The sequence below is a fragment of the Litorisediminivivens sp. KMU-197 genome (assembly GCF_056858395.1).
This window is the reverse complement of sequence record NZ_JBXEQG010000013.1, coordinates 1-14687: the sequence shown is the minus strand read 5'-3', so window position 1 is coordinate 14687 and position 14687 is coordinate 1. Positions and strand designations below refer to the sequence as shown.

The following is a 14687-nucleotide window of genomic DNA, read 5'->3' as shown; positions in this document are numbered from 1 at the left end:
GCATAGAGGCAGAATTCAGGACGACTCTCGAGTGCGGGTAACGCGTGTTATGGGGACGTTTTGAATAATGGCTGACCGTTGGGATGAACTGCGTAATTTTCAGGACGACGCGCATTGGTCCACGATCTTTGATCGCGTAGTTGCACAGACAATACCTATGGGTCGGCGCGCCTTTCTGATCGCCGGACTGGCTTCGATCGCGGCCACTTCGTTCAGACTGGAAGCCTTGTCACTGTCCCTGCGCAAAGGCGCGCTGATCGTTCGGTTGGGCGAGCGCAATTACCGAATTCCGCTATCCCAATATGGCCATGCCGCGCGCTATTCCGTCGCGCGGAAGGGCCCGGTCTGGCAATTCCACGCGCGGCGGCTTCGGACTGCTCCAACCGGTGAAGGCACTATCCTTGATCTGTGCTTTGCTCAGCGCGGCGGAGGTTGGTATGTGTCAGCTACCGGCGGAACGATCGGTGTCACTCGGCCGGTTGCCTTGAAGGACTGGCTTGCAGGAATGGCGCCCCTGCAATTTAATCGCCCCTTTGCGTTGGCCCCTCTCGGCTCGGCCAGATTCACAGGCATTGCCAAGCATCTGGCGCTCTTTGCTGACGGCTCATGGCAGACGGTTGGGCGGCACAAGATCGAAATCAAAGCTGCGGACCTGCGGTTTACATGCGGTGGCGTCAGCTGGGTACCGCGCGAGGCGGAAACCGGAGGCTGGCTGATTCGCGCCGACACGGCATCGTTGAACGGTGCCGGGCTCTCTGCCCGGCTCGATAGCCGACGCAAGTTGACCCTCCAGGCCAAGAACGAAAGCCGCATAGCCATTGAGGTCACGCGAGCGGGCCGCTCTCTGCTTTATCTCGACGGCGGCGTTCAGATGAATATTTCGACCGCTGGGAACGGGGCATCATTCGACATCCCGTCGATACGCTTGGTCCAGTTGCTGTCTCGCCGCGCTCGTCCAACGCACATTCTCGCCGACCTGACCGATCTGAGCGGGCATCTCGATCTGGTAGGTGCGGTGTTCGCACTTCGCGGAACGCAAGATCGATACTGCGAGGTCGCCATCAAACACGGGCGTGCCGAACCCTTTGCGATGGACCTCGCCCTGACAGGCGCGAGCCTGCCGGTTTCGGACAGCGACATGACCAACTGGGAGTTTCCGGGAACGCCGCTCCGCCTTAATGTCGGAACCCCGCGCCCAGCTGCCACTCCGCCGGACCGTTTGCACCTGGCAAAGGGTGGATCTGCCGGCGATCCTGATCCCGGCGACCCAGTGCCGGGCTATCCGCCGACGCCGGATTACCCTGACTCGTCCATCACACTGGATGCTTCGGGCGAGGTTTTCGCAATCGACGCTGAAAAATCGTTGCTGAGAGTATTGCGCGCTCGAGACCTACTGGATTTGAAATTCGGGTTCTCGGGTCTGTGGCTTGATGGCACAGGCTCGCGCGGACGCCTGCCGACGCTGCGGGTCGCTAAGCCCGGTGAGATTCCCGCCTCGCTGGTGGTCCATTTCGGACCACAACACATTTACGAACGAGCGGAACCAGCTCAGATCGACGATCAGGGCAACGTCACCTGGACCTCGCAGAATGGCGACGGCCCTGAAGAGGTGGTCGAGGCGCGCGCGTCGGGGCCGAGCCGTCTGGTCTTCGGTCTCGCTCGGCGAACTGAAATCCCCTTGAGTGTTGCCGACTTGACCGCTTGGTCGGATCTGTCGCTGAGGGTCACCGGGCGGGCGTTCAAGCCGGACAGCGATGTTCAGGAACAGCTCGACTATGTCGGCATTCGCCCGGGTGTCGGGCGCGCCAAAGCGATGGAGCTTATCCGAGCATCAGTTGAAAAGGACCGCGATCTCGAAAACCCTGATCCCTCCGGCGACCAGTATCTGGAAACCGCGCTCGAGCTGCGGTACCGCACGATCATATCGCCGCCCGCCGAGGGATCGCATCCGGAAGCGGTCGCGTCCCATCCCGATGAAGTGGAGTTGCGTGGCGCGCAATTGTTCAGCGCCCGCCTCAGAGCGACCGGCGCCACACCCGCACCATCCGCCCTTGACCTCGAGGAAGCCCAAGCGCCAGATGGCGAGGCTGCCGATGCACCGAGCGATCCGGGCCTGGATGATTACATCCCAAGGATCGACGTCGCTGCGAACGAGCCGCGCGATTTGCGCGTGGTCTGGGCGCGCGGCGTTGATCTTGGTTTCCTGTCTGGCATTGAAAAGGACGAAACGAACGCGGCCCCGTGGGACGGCGGCCCCGATCCGCGCCCATTCCCCGCGCCACACAATGCGCAGGATATGCGCGAACTGATGGCGCAGACCTCGATCCCGGCGCTCAACGCGCTTCTGGGCCTGCGCAAGGTCGAAAATCAGGACAAGGAACCCATCAGCGAACCGACCTATCAGGCGGTCCCGGGTCAGGTCGTGCCGCAGCCTGACAACTACACGTTTGCCGATAACGGCACGGGCAAGATGGATGCCGGCATCGCGGTGGCAACGACCATGGGACCGTCGCGGATGGTCTTGACGTCCCAGGGGGCCAGCTTTGCCTCGACCAGCAGTTTTGCGCCTTTCGCGCCCTACTATCTGGACAAGACCATAGACAAGACCCCCGAAGAACCGACGATCCTTCATGACTGGCATCCGGCCATGACGCTGGAGAAATTCGATGCTCATTCGGTGCTGGGGCGCGACATCGTGGTCACTGTGGCCAGCAAGGGCTTTCTCTTTCCCTTCGGCCACCGGGCGAGCCTGATCAAACTGAGTGACCGGATGTTCCTGCCGCACGCCTCGCGCAAGGAAACAGCAAAAGAACAGGACCCGACCTCCTATCTCGTTCAGCGGCATTTCATCGTCGTCGGCAAACCGGAAAAAACCTTTCCAGCGGTCGGACAGCCCTTTGCCGGCCGTGCCGGTCTGGCGCTGAGCGCGATCCGTTTGTTGACGACACGTTCGCCCGATTTGATTGATCCACGCACGCCCTACCCAGACGAGCCGGATGAGGACCCCACCAAATTTGTGGACCGCAATGGTCGCATTCTGCGCGATGCCCCTAATGGCTATGAGTTTACGGGCCTTGTCTTCTGGCCGCGCGTGGAAAGAAAAGGCAAAAACGAACCCGGAACAGATGTTCTCTTTGAATATCAGCGCGACAAAGAAGAGGCCGCACTCATCGCCCCGCTGATCTTTGCCGACAACGCGGCGGTGCATCACGGCAAGACCATAGAGGCGCTGGCCGGCTACTACCGCGACAAGGACAAACAAGCCGCGCGCACGATCATCGCGCCCGGCAAGCAGCACAAATTCGCGCCCAGTCAGCGGCGCGACGACACCGCGTTTGAAACCGATGCCATTATCATGTCCGTCTCGGGCCGTGGCATCGGGGCCGAAACGCCGGAAGAGGCTGTTTTTCAGAATGGTACGCCAACTCAGGCATCCGCCAGAAAAACTGGTTTTGTGATTGAACAGGGCGACAAACCCGGCCAGCCCAAGACCGAGAATTTCTCGATGGACGGCGTCATGGAGGGCGCCGATCAGCCACCCTTCTATCCGATCATGGAGACGGCAACGGCGCGTGTACAGCCGGTTAACCGGCTCCTGGGCCGGCCCACCGGTACTGTCGAACTGGGCATGAACCGGCTCTACGTTGCGCGCGGCTTTGATGTGGTGCGCAACCCGTCGGAGCTGTTTCTCGACGTCAAGACACCGAACCTCTACCTTGATCTGGCCTCGGACGGCACTGCCTCGGGCGGCATTGCCAAGCCCAATATGCGCATCGCACAGCTGTCGCGCAGTGTCGGCCCCGTGGGCGGACCCGCGCAGCCATTGCCCGGATCATCGCGTGCGATAGCGGCCGAAAAGGCGGCCGAGCCCGCCAAGGCCGCGGCTACCAAGACGGTTGGTGCAGCATTAGAAACGGAAAATGCGGCCAATAGGCAGACAAGCACGGCGCTGGTCACCAATGCCGCCGAGGCGGGGCGCTTTGATCCGGTCGAAATGCTGGGCGGGGCGCTCAACGATGCCAAACTGCTGGGCCTCATATCGCTCAAGGACGTGCTCAAGGTCGTGAGCTTTGCCACTGGCGCGCCCAAACTGATCGAATCCACGGCCAATGAGTTTGCCGATTTCGTTGGCCTGCCGGACCTCGGTGACAATGACAATGACAATGGCGACGCCGAGAGACTTGAAAAACTCATCTCCGCCGCAATCAGCACGATAGAAGGCGCGATCAACGGCTTCCTTGACACGGTCAATGAACAACTGAAATTACTCGAATATGGCGATGTCACCCTCGCCGACCTCTACCCGCAACTGGACAAGGCGCTGCGCGCGGTCGAACTTGCGGCAGTCGCGCTCAAAACCCAGTTCGACGCCTCGGTGGAGGCAGTCACGAAAGACCCCAAGAAACTGGCCGCCGAATACGCCAAGATCACCACCGCGGCAGGCACGCTGGTTTCGCGCGTTGAGGATGTGGCGGATGCGGTCGAGACGATCATCGACAACCCGACCCCGGCTATCATCGGCAAGATCGTTAAGGACTTCACGACCCAGTGGAACCGGATACAGGCGGCGGTCAAGGGTGAGCTGATACCGCTGATCGAGGCCGAGTTGAAGGCCTATGTCTTCCGCGGCCTTTTGGATGAGTTGCGCGCGACCTTCCCCATTCCGGGTCAAGACGACAACTGGCAGGAATTCTATGCCGTCTTCTTCGGATTCCCGCATCTTTCGGAACGTGTCATCACTGCAGCGGCGCAGAATGCGGTAGCTAAGAAACCCGGCAAACTGCCACCTAAGGACCAGCTGCTGAAAGACGTCGGTGACGCCGTTGGCGATTTCGCTGCGGACAAGCTCGACGATAAGGCGGCGCTGCTGCTCAAGCATCAGGCCGAGAGCCTGCTGAGTGCCCATTTCGGCCTGCCCCTAACCCGCGCCTACGAGGCGCTGGCCGAGTTCCGGGCGGCGCTTAAAAAAGACGGTACCGAGGCGCGCGAGGCGCTGATCGAGAAACTGGTCGATCTGATCCTCAGGGCCACCGAGGCGATCCTGGATCTGGGGTATCTGCAGGAGGTATCGAGCCTCCTCAAGGATATTGAGGCGTTCTGCGAGGAGGCCACGAATTTCCTGTCTGGCAAGAGCGCCGGTCTTGCCGCGCATTTCGACAAGGCCGAAGAACAAATTCTGAAGCTCAAGCAGACGATGACCAAGGCACGCATCCCGCCCGAACTGCCCGATCTGGATGCGGCACGGGCGCGGGTGCTGATTGCGGCGGGCGAGTTGCAGGCGCTCTTGGCCGAGGGGCGTGAAGTCAAGGGCGATCTGGATGAGGCGCTGAAGGACGTGAAATGCGCCAAGCTCAGCCATCTCGACCCTATCACCCACCTCTTCCGCCTGCAGGCCCGCGCGCTAGACCGGGTGCGCGATCTGGGCACGGCCATATCCGACGTCCAGCGCGAGGTCACCGGCGCACTGGCAGCTCCCGCCGCCGCCTACTCCGTGCAGCGCAAAAGCGAACTAGACGAAATGAACGCGGCCCTCAGGGCGGCCATCGGTGCTATTAAGGGCGCACTCGGCTCACTCGCGGGTCTGGACATCGGGTCTCTGGATACAACCAACCTCGGCAAAGCGATTGACCAGCTAAAAGCTGAAAAATCTGAACTGGAGGGTTACCAGACTGATGCCAAGGAAGCCCTTGGCAAGTTCAAGACGGTTTGGGGGGAGCTACAGCAACGCATCGCGAACATCCCCGCAGAGCCCGAGGCTGCGGTGAAAGAGATCAACGCGCTCGGACAGGATCTTGTGGATTTCATCTCGTCGCAGAGCAAGACATTGGCCAGTTTGCTGACCATGGGCGGGGATTTCTTTGGTGAGAATGTCAAACCCCTGGCCAATTGGGCCAAAAAGCAGGCCATCGGCGATCCGGACAATAAAAAAGACAATGGCGTGTTCGGCATTGCAAAGGACGTCAACCAACACGCTATCGACGTCACAAGCAATATTCTCGACCTCATTGATGTCAACCCGGCGGTCAAGACGCTGATCCGCCAGGAGCTTGTCGAGAGCCTGGGCAGGGCGAAAGAAGCGCTTGAAACCGAGCAGGGCGAAATCAAGAAGCTCCTTTCACCCGGGGGCTTTGACATCTTCAAAGCCCGCACATTCGTCAAGACATACTGGATCAACAAACCGCCCGCGATTCTGGGCGCGGTCGAACTGGTGCGGCGGCTGGCCGAGGCGCTGCTCAACGGACAGCTCAGCGCCTTTGTCGATCTGCGCGATCTGGAACGCAAGCTGAAGGATGCGGTGCGCGAGATCGTACCCACACGCGTCAATCTGAGCTATGACTGGGGCACAGAGATTGGCAATTACCCAAGTTCCAGCCCGATTTTCGAAATCACGGAAGGCGCTCGTGAAAACCCCGCATTCTGGGAAATCGACGGACCTGTCCGGGGCGACGCCCTGAAGGAAAAATTCTATTCCGAAAACTCCAAGGACGAGCATCATCTAGTCATCGAGGCTGGGGCCAGTATCGACCTTCTGACCGGCGACCGTGAGGCCTTTGCCGAATGCTACCTGCACCCGTTCACGGTCAATATCCTGCCCGATTTCGACATCGTGACACTGCGGTTCACGGCCGCCAGCTTCGGTGCCGGTACCGGGCGCAGCTCAAAATTCCGAGCCACCCCGGCAGAGGTCGAGATCGGTGACAAGCTGAGCTATGTCCAGATGCTCGCCAGTTTCCTGTCGGGCGGCGGCGAACAGGGACCCTATTACGAAATCACCCTGCTGCCCCCGTCCATCGAGGTCGGCTACCGACTGTCGCTGGATCAGGTGCCGCTGGGCGCGCTGATGTTTTACAATATCTCGCTCAACCTGTCGGCCACCCTGCCGCTGGATGACCGCGATGCGCGCTTCCGCTTCACCTTTGCGCGGCGCGATCTGCCCTTCATCATTTCCGTGCCCCCCTATGGCGGCGGTGGCTATGTCGGCTTTACCGCCAATGCCAAGAAGATCACTGGGTTTGAGGCGTCAATAGAATTCGGGGCCATGGTCGGGCTCAGCTTTGGCCTGATCCAGGGCTATGGCCAGATCACCGCCGGCATCTACATCGCCAAGACGGAACGCGATACGACGATTATCGGCGGCTTTGTGCGCGCGATAGGCGAAGGTTCAATCGCGATCTTTTCACTGGCGGTCTATATCGAAATTTCGCTGCAGGACGAGGACGGTCACATGACCGGCTCGACGATCATGTCCTTTACCTTCAAGATCAAGATCGTCGAGTTCAACTTCACCTTCACCGCCACCTACAACGTCAGCGGCAGCGAGAAGAGAAACACCGCCTTTACAAAATCGTCCCGCCTTGAACTCGCCGAAAATGAGATGGGAGGCACCGTCGAGGTCGAGCAACCCTCGGATGTCGAAAACTGGCGCGGCTACAAAAGCCTCTATGGCAACGGCATTCTGGACAAGGGGTGGTCGTGATGACGGATGGCATTCACATGACGGTCGTCGCAGACGGGACCAGTGAGGATGGTGACGTCCTGCACCTCGCGGTCTGCTTCAAGCCTGTAGGCGGGATTTCAGATGATACACTGCAAAAGTGGCCCGAGGTCATTGCGGGCCAACTCGATGCGCTAAGCCTAAATGTCCAGAGACAGGCTGAGTTCGGCTCGAAGAAAGCTGCTCAGAAAAACGAAAATTTCAACCCAGCCTGGAAACTGGATGATCTGGCAATGACGCGCTGGGAAGCTCTTTTCAAAGGCAAGTTCGGGCCCATTCTAGAGGTGCTGAAATCCGACCTTGAGACAGCGAGTAGCGAAGAAGCCGAGCCTCCCCAACGATTTCAGGTCAGACCGGAAGGGCGCGCGGCGCTGACCGAAGGCCTCGCCGCCATCAAGGGGTTTGAGCTTTTCCAGAATATCTCGGTGCGCCACCGGCTGAACGCGGCCTATACCGCGCCTCTCGAAATGCAGAAACTGCGACAGACGCTGGGCAACGGGTTGATCGAAAACCCACTGTCACTGTCCTTTGGCGCCGATCTGCTGGCGCGAACGGTCCAGAACGACCTTCTTGGCCCGCTTGTGACGGATAAACCTGTGGGCGATCAGGTCATAAGCGACGACGAGCTGCAAGTCATCGTCAACCAAGCGATTGAAGACAAACAGGCATTCGAAAAGATCAAAGCAGAAGACATTGTCGCGACCGTGAAACAAACGGTCCGTCAACTGGAACACGAGCATCCAGGAGACGAGGTGAAGCGGCGCCGAATCGGCTGGGTTCCCGCAGATGTCGTCCGCGCCATCGCCCTAGCGGAAGTGGACGTCGCACTCTATGACCAGTCGGAAAATCAGTACAACACAGCTGTTTGGAGAGAGCTGCTCAACAAGGGATCGCTGACGGGCAGCGTCCTGTCAGACCGCGTCAACAATCCCGCGCTAGTCCCGTCCGACGTTGCCGCCAATGTAATCCAGACATTGCACGCGGCCTCGCCACATCTCGGAGTTTCTCCTGACTTTGACCTCGACCCTAAGGTTGCCTCCGCGGCTGCCGCAAAATCTGAGAATGAGGCAAAGATGACCGGCCTTCATCGCGCCATGGCGATGGACCTTCTGGCGCGTTCTGTAGAGTTGGAGACCTGGACGGACCGCGCTAAGAATTTCCGCAAAAAAACCCAGTTGGACCTGCACCAGACGCCCGAGTACCGGCGGCTGATGGAGATCATCAACCATCCGGTTCTGGCGCGCTATTTCGGCTTTGTCGTGGATTTCACCTGGCGTCCCGGTGACGGTGTGGAACCCGGGCTGATGGCCCTCAGGGTGACACCGGAAGACGTAGAGCCCACCTCCTGGACCATCGCCAAACTGGACCGCGATGCAGCGCCCAGCCTGGCCTTCCGTCCGGCCTCGATAAATGAGGTCGTTTCGTCCCTCCCCTCCCCTGAGGCCCTGAAGGATGGGATTGTCGATCTGAGCGCGAACACAGACCGCGTCACACGCTTTCAACTGACGGCGGTTGATGGTCAGCAGAGCCTGCATGCCTTCAAAACCGCCGCCCTGGGGGCCAGCCAGGAGGCCGCATCGGGTGAGCTGACCAGTAATATCAACGGCCATCTTCCCCCGCTGCGCACCGTCGGACTGTCACTGCTAGATCAGGGCCGGGCCGCAGCCGCCATCACCGATCAGGCTGCCGCCGAAGCAGCGGAGAAACTGGGGAAGGCAGGCTATCTGACCGCCGAGAACCTGATGATCGGCTTGCGCGTCGATTTCGGTGTCCACACAGATGACAGCACCGACTGGTTCTGCCCCTACGAGCGCGAGATCGAGTATCGTTTTACGGAAAAGAAGGGCGCGCCCGACCTGACAACGAAGCGGGACGACGCCCGCGTGATCGAGCGCAGCTATGGCATGATCGCTCCGCTCAACCGGCACAGGGACGACGAAAGCGTTGTGGCGCAGGAAACCCTGGTCACCTGGGGCGGCGGCAATCTGGCGCTGCCAAGCCGCCGGAACCATACCCCCGAAGACGTCTATGATCCGACCAATGGGCGCGCCGTGCTGCCGCTGGCCATGCATATCACCTATCGGGCTCCCAAGACGCAGGTCGATAAACCGACAACCGGGCGCGCCCGTGGCTACGCCCCACTGCGCGACCGGTTCGGATATTTCACCGCCGCACGCCCCGTCTTTATCCATCGCGGCGGACCCACGCTTGCCGATGCCCTGACGCTCTATGATGGTGGCATGCGGATAGGCAAGACGCCGCAAGAGGCTTTGCGCTTTGGCGTGAACGAGCCGATTGAACCGCCCGAGATCCTGCTGCGGTCGGAAAAATGGGAGCCCCTTTTCCAGGCCGAGAACCTGGCCTCGATGCCCGGCACGCAGGATGACGCGATGATCCTGCGCGATGGGGTTTCGAACCTGGACAACGATCACGAGTTTCCGACGGGCGGGTCGCAATGGAAGGCCAACCGCCGTGTCGAGCGTTACCTCATCCCGCCCCGTGTCTCGTTCCAGGCTGCCAAGATCGGCGGCGTGTTTGACCACAGCGACGAAAAAAAGCCGCGGGGAATTTTCAGCAAGCTGCCGTTTCGCCGTGTGCGCTGGAGCGGCGGATTCCCCGAGGCGACGGGCGGGGGCCGGCCTGGGCTGCGCGACCCCGAACAGCCCGAACTCAAGGGCGAGGCCGATCCCTTTCACCCCGGTGAGCCCACGGAAGAGACCGAAAGCGCCCTGACCGACCGAGCCAAAAAAGTCTCTCGCGGGCATGTGCTGGATCACGGCAATAATAAGGTTGATACGCCCTATTATTCCGATCCTCTGGCACAGCTCTGCTGCATCCTGCCGCTGCGTATGGGACAGCCGATCACCGACAAGCTGACCGTTGTGCCCTATGCGCCGGGCGCAGCCGGTAAAGGCCCCGACCGCCGCGACGCGATCTTGCCGATCATTCTGCGCATGGAGGTGGGCGAGGAATTCGGGGTCACGGAAGGCAAAACGAACGTCTATTCCGGCGTGAAGGCGTTTCGGACCGTCGTTTTTACCGTCCCAAAGGGCGAAGAGATCGCGATTTGCTGCTGGTCCGCGCCCGAAAGCTGGTCCGATCTGGCCCGGCACGGGCTGTGGCATGTCACCGCCGGGGCGTTCGAAGCGCTTGGACAATTGAATTTTTCGGCAGAGCAGGAGGAAGGTCTCAGGATAATCTCCATGAACACCGATGACGGCCGCGCCGCGATGCACAATCTCGTGACGGCCTGGCCGCTGCCGGGGCTGACCGGGCATCGCGTCATCCGCGCTGTCACGGCGCTGCAAAAACCCCTGCGCGCGCCCACATTCGATGACCGCTGGCCCGCCGGGGATGGTGCCAAGCTGCCCTTCGTGATGCAGGATTTTTCCACAGAGGTTGCCGACAAGATCGCCGCCGGGGATCAGCGCGACCCGGTCGTGATCGCCTGCGAGGTCTGGTCGAAATTTGTCCAGGCACCCTCGGGATACGCCTGCCCAGACCCTGCGCCGGGCGAACCCGCAACCGGAAAAAAGGACTGGCGCGACTGCCATGAAAAGGGCGCGCATATCGCCTGGTTTGGTGGCGGCATCAACCTGCACCGCTCGTCCACGGGTAAAGTGGTCCTGCAGGCCAGATGGAAAGAATATGATGACGATCCTGCCCGACCGATGCCGCGAGACAAAGCCAATCCACTATGGCCCTTTAAGCCGTGCGACGGGAAATGGAGACCCATCGAAACTACGCAACAATTGCCGCTCAACACCGCCGCGCTCGAAAACGTCCCGCTTGATCTGCTGACCGGAGATGACGGTGCGCCCGCCTGCGCCTACCTCGATTTCGGAGACAATCGGGCGCGTGATGTCGAACTGCGCCCGGTTGGCACATCGCGTTTCGACGGCCTCTATCAGGATCCCGCAGGGATCAGTCCACCCGAAGGGAAAAAGCATGACCCCGAGCCGCATCATTTCGAACGGCCCGACGCTTCGGACCCCAATGATATTGGCGATACGCGCCTCTTGCAAATCCCCGCGACCGCGCGGCCGCCGGGCCTGAATTTCGAGCAGGATCCGCTACCGCTGTATCACGAAGAGCGCGTTGATTTCCTCTTCCCGGACATCGCAAACGGCACCAATTGGACGGGGCGGCATATCATACGCAAGGCCTTTATTCGCGTTTTTTTGAAACGCCCGTGGTATCAAAGCGGTGTCGGCCAGAAACTGGCGCTTCTATTCTATCAGGACGCGGATTTTCAACCCTTCGACAACAAATCGCCAAAGGGCAATGCCAATGCTATCACGCTTGATGTGCTCAAGGGCAAAGGCGCGCTGCGGTCGATGATTTCCATGCGCGGGCGCGACCCCGTTTTTTCCTCTGGCAGTTTGCCGAATTTCCTGACCGGAAAGGACATCTTTAGCCAAAACAAGCACGGCCCTGACAAACTGGAGCTCCAAAAAGCTCTGAAACTGCCGCTCGGCGTGGGTGAACCGGAGCACGAGGTGGCGGCGGCGCTATTTGAGGTCCATGCCGACCGCAAGAATGACTATTGGATCGCCGATATCGGGATCGATCCCAGCGGAACCTACATGCCCTTCGTTCGGCTCGGGCTTGCCGCGTGCCAGATGCAATGCCTTCCGGGGCTGCAGCTGTCTGCGCCCAGTACAGTTTCGGCGCAGGTCCCACCCAAGCGCAGCATTTCGGTTCTGCACAGCGTGTCCGCGCCTGGCCGGTTGCGGCTCATCGTGGACGGCGAAACCTTCAACGAGCGCAACCCCGGTCAGGAGTTGGATGAGCACAAACATCTAGTGTCCCGACCTTGGCTCAGCTTGCGCCATCTACAGCGTCAGCGCGACCCCGAGGCTGATCCGCGCCGCGGCTGGAAAACCGACCTCACTCAAGAGGCGGTGCTGGTCCAAGCCGAAGACCGCGAGGCGGGGTCTACATATCTCTGGGACTTTGAGTTTGCCCTTCTCGATCAGATCGACGGGCTGGAACATGCCATTGCCATCGAGGAGTTTGAAAAGGTTCCGGCAGACAGCCAGCCGATCCCCGGTAAAGGCTCTGCAAATTCCAAGGCCGTCCAGGTTACCGAGGGATTTGGCCGCAGCCGGGATGGCCTGTCGTCAATCGTACGCGGCAGCACGCGGACAGCCGCAATCTTTACCCTCGACGAAGTCTTGTCTGCCAGGCCCGGATCTAGTTCGGACGGCTAGACTTGACCCGCTTTTAGAAGACCAATGCCAACCAAGGAGAATTGCCATGGCACAAGGAAACATAAGAGTTACAAACACCGAAGGCGCGGACCTGTTCGTGACGATCAAAGACCTCAACACGAACAACAACAAGGTCCTTTGGAATGGAAAACGTCTCAACGAGGACGATAGCGAGCAGTTGGTATGCGAAATCGACGGAAGTGGCGAGGCTAACCTCGACTGGTACGCTGAGCGGACATCAGACCCGGACACCAATCACACCCAGACGGACGTCGTCGATGAGAACGATGAACTTGAGGTTTTTGCATCCTGACACTATTCTTAAGTGCCGCTTGATGGTGTTCATGCCGGAATGGTATCGGAACGCCGCCAAAAAGTGGTTATTTGGAACGAACATGATTGGAACTAATATGTTTGCTGGAAATTCTATGCGGTGGTCCATGGCCTCGCTGAGTGCCTCGACGCAGGAATCGGCATGCATTGTTTCGACTGGGAGGCAGTCTGTGCAGCTCATCGGATATTTTGCTGCGGTGACTTAACGTAACCTGCTTCAGTCGCTCGCAATGGGTTTAAGCAAACCACAATTGAAAGGGTCTCACGATGTCAAATCTATTCTGCAAATTTGAAGATGACAAAGTTTATGCTGAAATCGAGAATACTAAACCATTTAAGCAGAATTTCGACTTCGAATGTGTCTACGAAATGGAGACTGGTAATCCAAAATTTCTAAAGGGAAAAAATATCGGCGTCGAGGGAAATACTAAACAATATGCCGCCGGGGACTCAACGAATAGAAAACCCACTGGCGTAAAATCGAAGAAATTGGATGTGGTGTAAAAACTATGACATTGGGTGCGGATGCGGCCACTAGGCTCAGGACCCATTAATCGGCTTGCGACCACCTTTCCGGCGTGATTCACGCTCCCGAACTGATGGGGGCATGATGAGCAATCTTTTCTGGCTGAGCGACGCGCAGATGGCACGGCTGCGGCCGTTCTTTCCGAAGAGCCATGGCAAACCGAGGGTCGATGATCGACGGGTCTTGAGCGGATAATCTTCATCAATCGCAATGGCTTGCGTTGGTCCGATGCGCCGCCGGAGTATGGTCCTGCGAAGACGCTCTACAACCGATGGAAACGCTGGAGCAACATGGGCGTTTTCGCCCGGATGATGGAGGGGCTTGCTTCCGAGGCCGCAGACCGAAAGACGGTGATGATCGACGCCACCTATCTCAAGGCGCACCGCACGGCTTCAAGCCTGCGGTTGAAAAAGGGGTGCGTGGCAGGCTGATAGGGCGGACGAAGGGTGGCATGAATACCAAGTTGCATGCCGTCACGGACGCGAACGGGCACCCGATCAAGTTCTTCATGAGTGCCGGCCAGGTGAGCGACTACACCGGTGCGGCGGCCCTGCTGAGCAGCCTGCCTGAGGCCGAATGGCTGTTGGCCGATCGGGGCTATGACGCCGACTGGTATCGTGGCGCCTTGCAGGACAAGGGCATAAAGCCTTGCATCCCGGCCCGGAAGTCCCGAGGCAAGCCCGTCAAATACGACAAGCGCCGCTACAGGCGGCGCAATCGTATCGAGATCATGTTCGGCAAGCTCAAGGACTGGCGCCGCGTCGCGACCCGCTATGACAGATGCCCGAAGGTCTTTCTGTCCGCCGTAGCCCTCGCCGCAACTGTCATCTTCTGGCTTTGAAAATTAACGAGTCTGGAGCCTAGGTCTAATCCTGCCGCCGCGCAGGCCTTTTGGTTGCGGGGTGATGCACTTTCAAGTGATAGCAAGAAAAAAAATCAGGCTGGAATGAGGAGATAGCGGGCACCGAAACAGTGACACTCCGATCTCCCTATCAGCGATGGGTAGATAATCTGGCATCTTGTACTGCTCCCCAACCTTGGACCGCCGGAAGCTGGAATTTTCCGGCTGTTGTACTGCTCCCCAACCTTGGACCGCCGGAAGCTGGAATTTTCCGGCTGC

4 protein-coding genes and 1 pseudogene are annotated in these 14687 nt (G+C 59.5%); 4 read left to right on the top strand and 1 reads right to left on the bottom strand.

Annotated elements, in window-relative coordinates:
- Positions 1-67 precede the first annotated feature (67 nt).
- From AC04PT_RS18260 to AC04PT_RS18245, 4 genes and pseudogenes are all read left to right on the top strand, one after another.
- Positions 68-7477 carry a hypothetical protein gene (locus tag AC04PT_RS18260; protein WP_482875218.1) on the top strand — a complete coding sequence of 2470 codons (7410 nt, stop codon included), beginning with the start codon at positions 68-70 and terminating at the stop codon, positions 7475-7477.
- On the top strand, positions 7477-12708 hold the full coding sequence (locus tag AC04PT_RS18255; protein WP_482875217.1) for a hypothetical protein: 5232 nt from the start codon (positions 7477-7479) through the stop codon (positions 12706-12708). Before AC04PT_RS18260 ends, AC04PT_RS18255 begins: the two co-directional genes overlap by 1 nt.
- A gap of 46 nt (positions 12709-12754) precedes the next feature.
- On the top strand, positions 12755-13021 hold the full coding sequence (locus tag AC04PT_RS18250; RefSeq protein ID WP_482875216.1) for a hypothetical protein: 267 nt from the start codon (positions 12755-12757) through the stop codon (positions 13019-13021).
- Positions 13022-13651: 630 nt separating this feature from the next.
- Positions 13652-14408 (top strand): annotated as a pseudogene (locus AC04PT_RS18245) (IS5 family transposase).
- A 72-nt stretch (positions 14409-14480) separates the two neighbouring features.
- Here AC04PT_RS18245 and AC04PT_RS18240 read toward each other — a convergent pair.
- Positions 14481-14687 (bottom strand): hypothetical protein (locus AC04PT_RS18240; protein ID WP_482875215.1); only part of this gene is annotated, 207 nt, incomplete at its 5' end.

Bases quoted from the DNA above. Each gene is read 5' to 3' on its own strand.
- AC04PT_RS18260 (WP_482875218.1), top strand. From the start codon at position 68: ATGGCTGACCGTTGGGATGAACTGCGTAATTTTCAGGACGACGCGCAT.
- AC04PT_RS18255 (WP_482875217.1), top strand. From the start codon at position 7,477: ATGACGGATGGCATTCACATGACGGTCGTCGCAGACGGGACCAGTGAG.
- AC04PT_RS18250 (WP_482875216.1), top strand. From the start codon at position 12,755: ATGGCACAAGGAAACATAAGAGTTACAAACACCGAAGGCGCGGACCTG.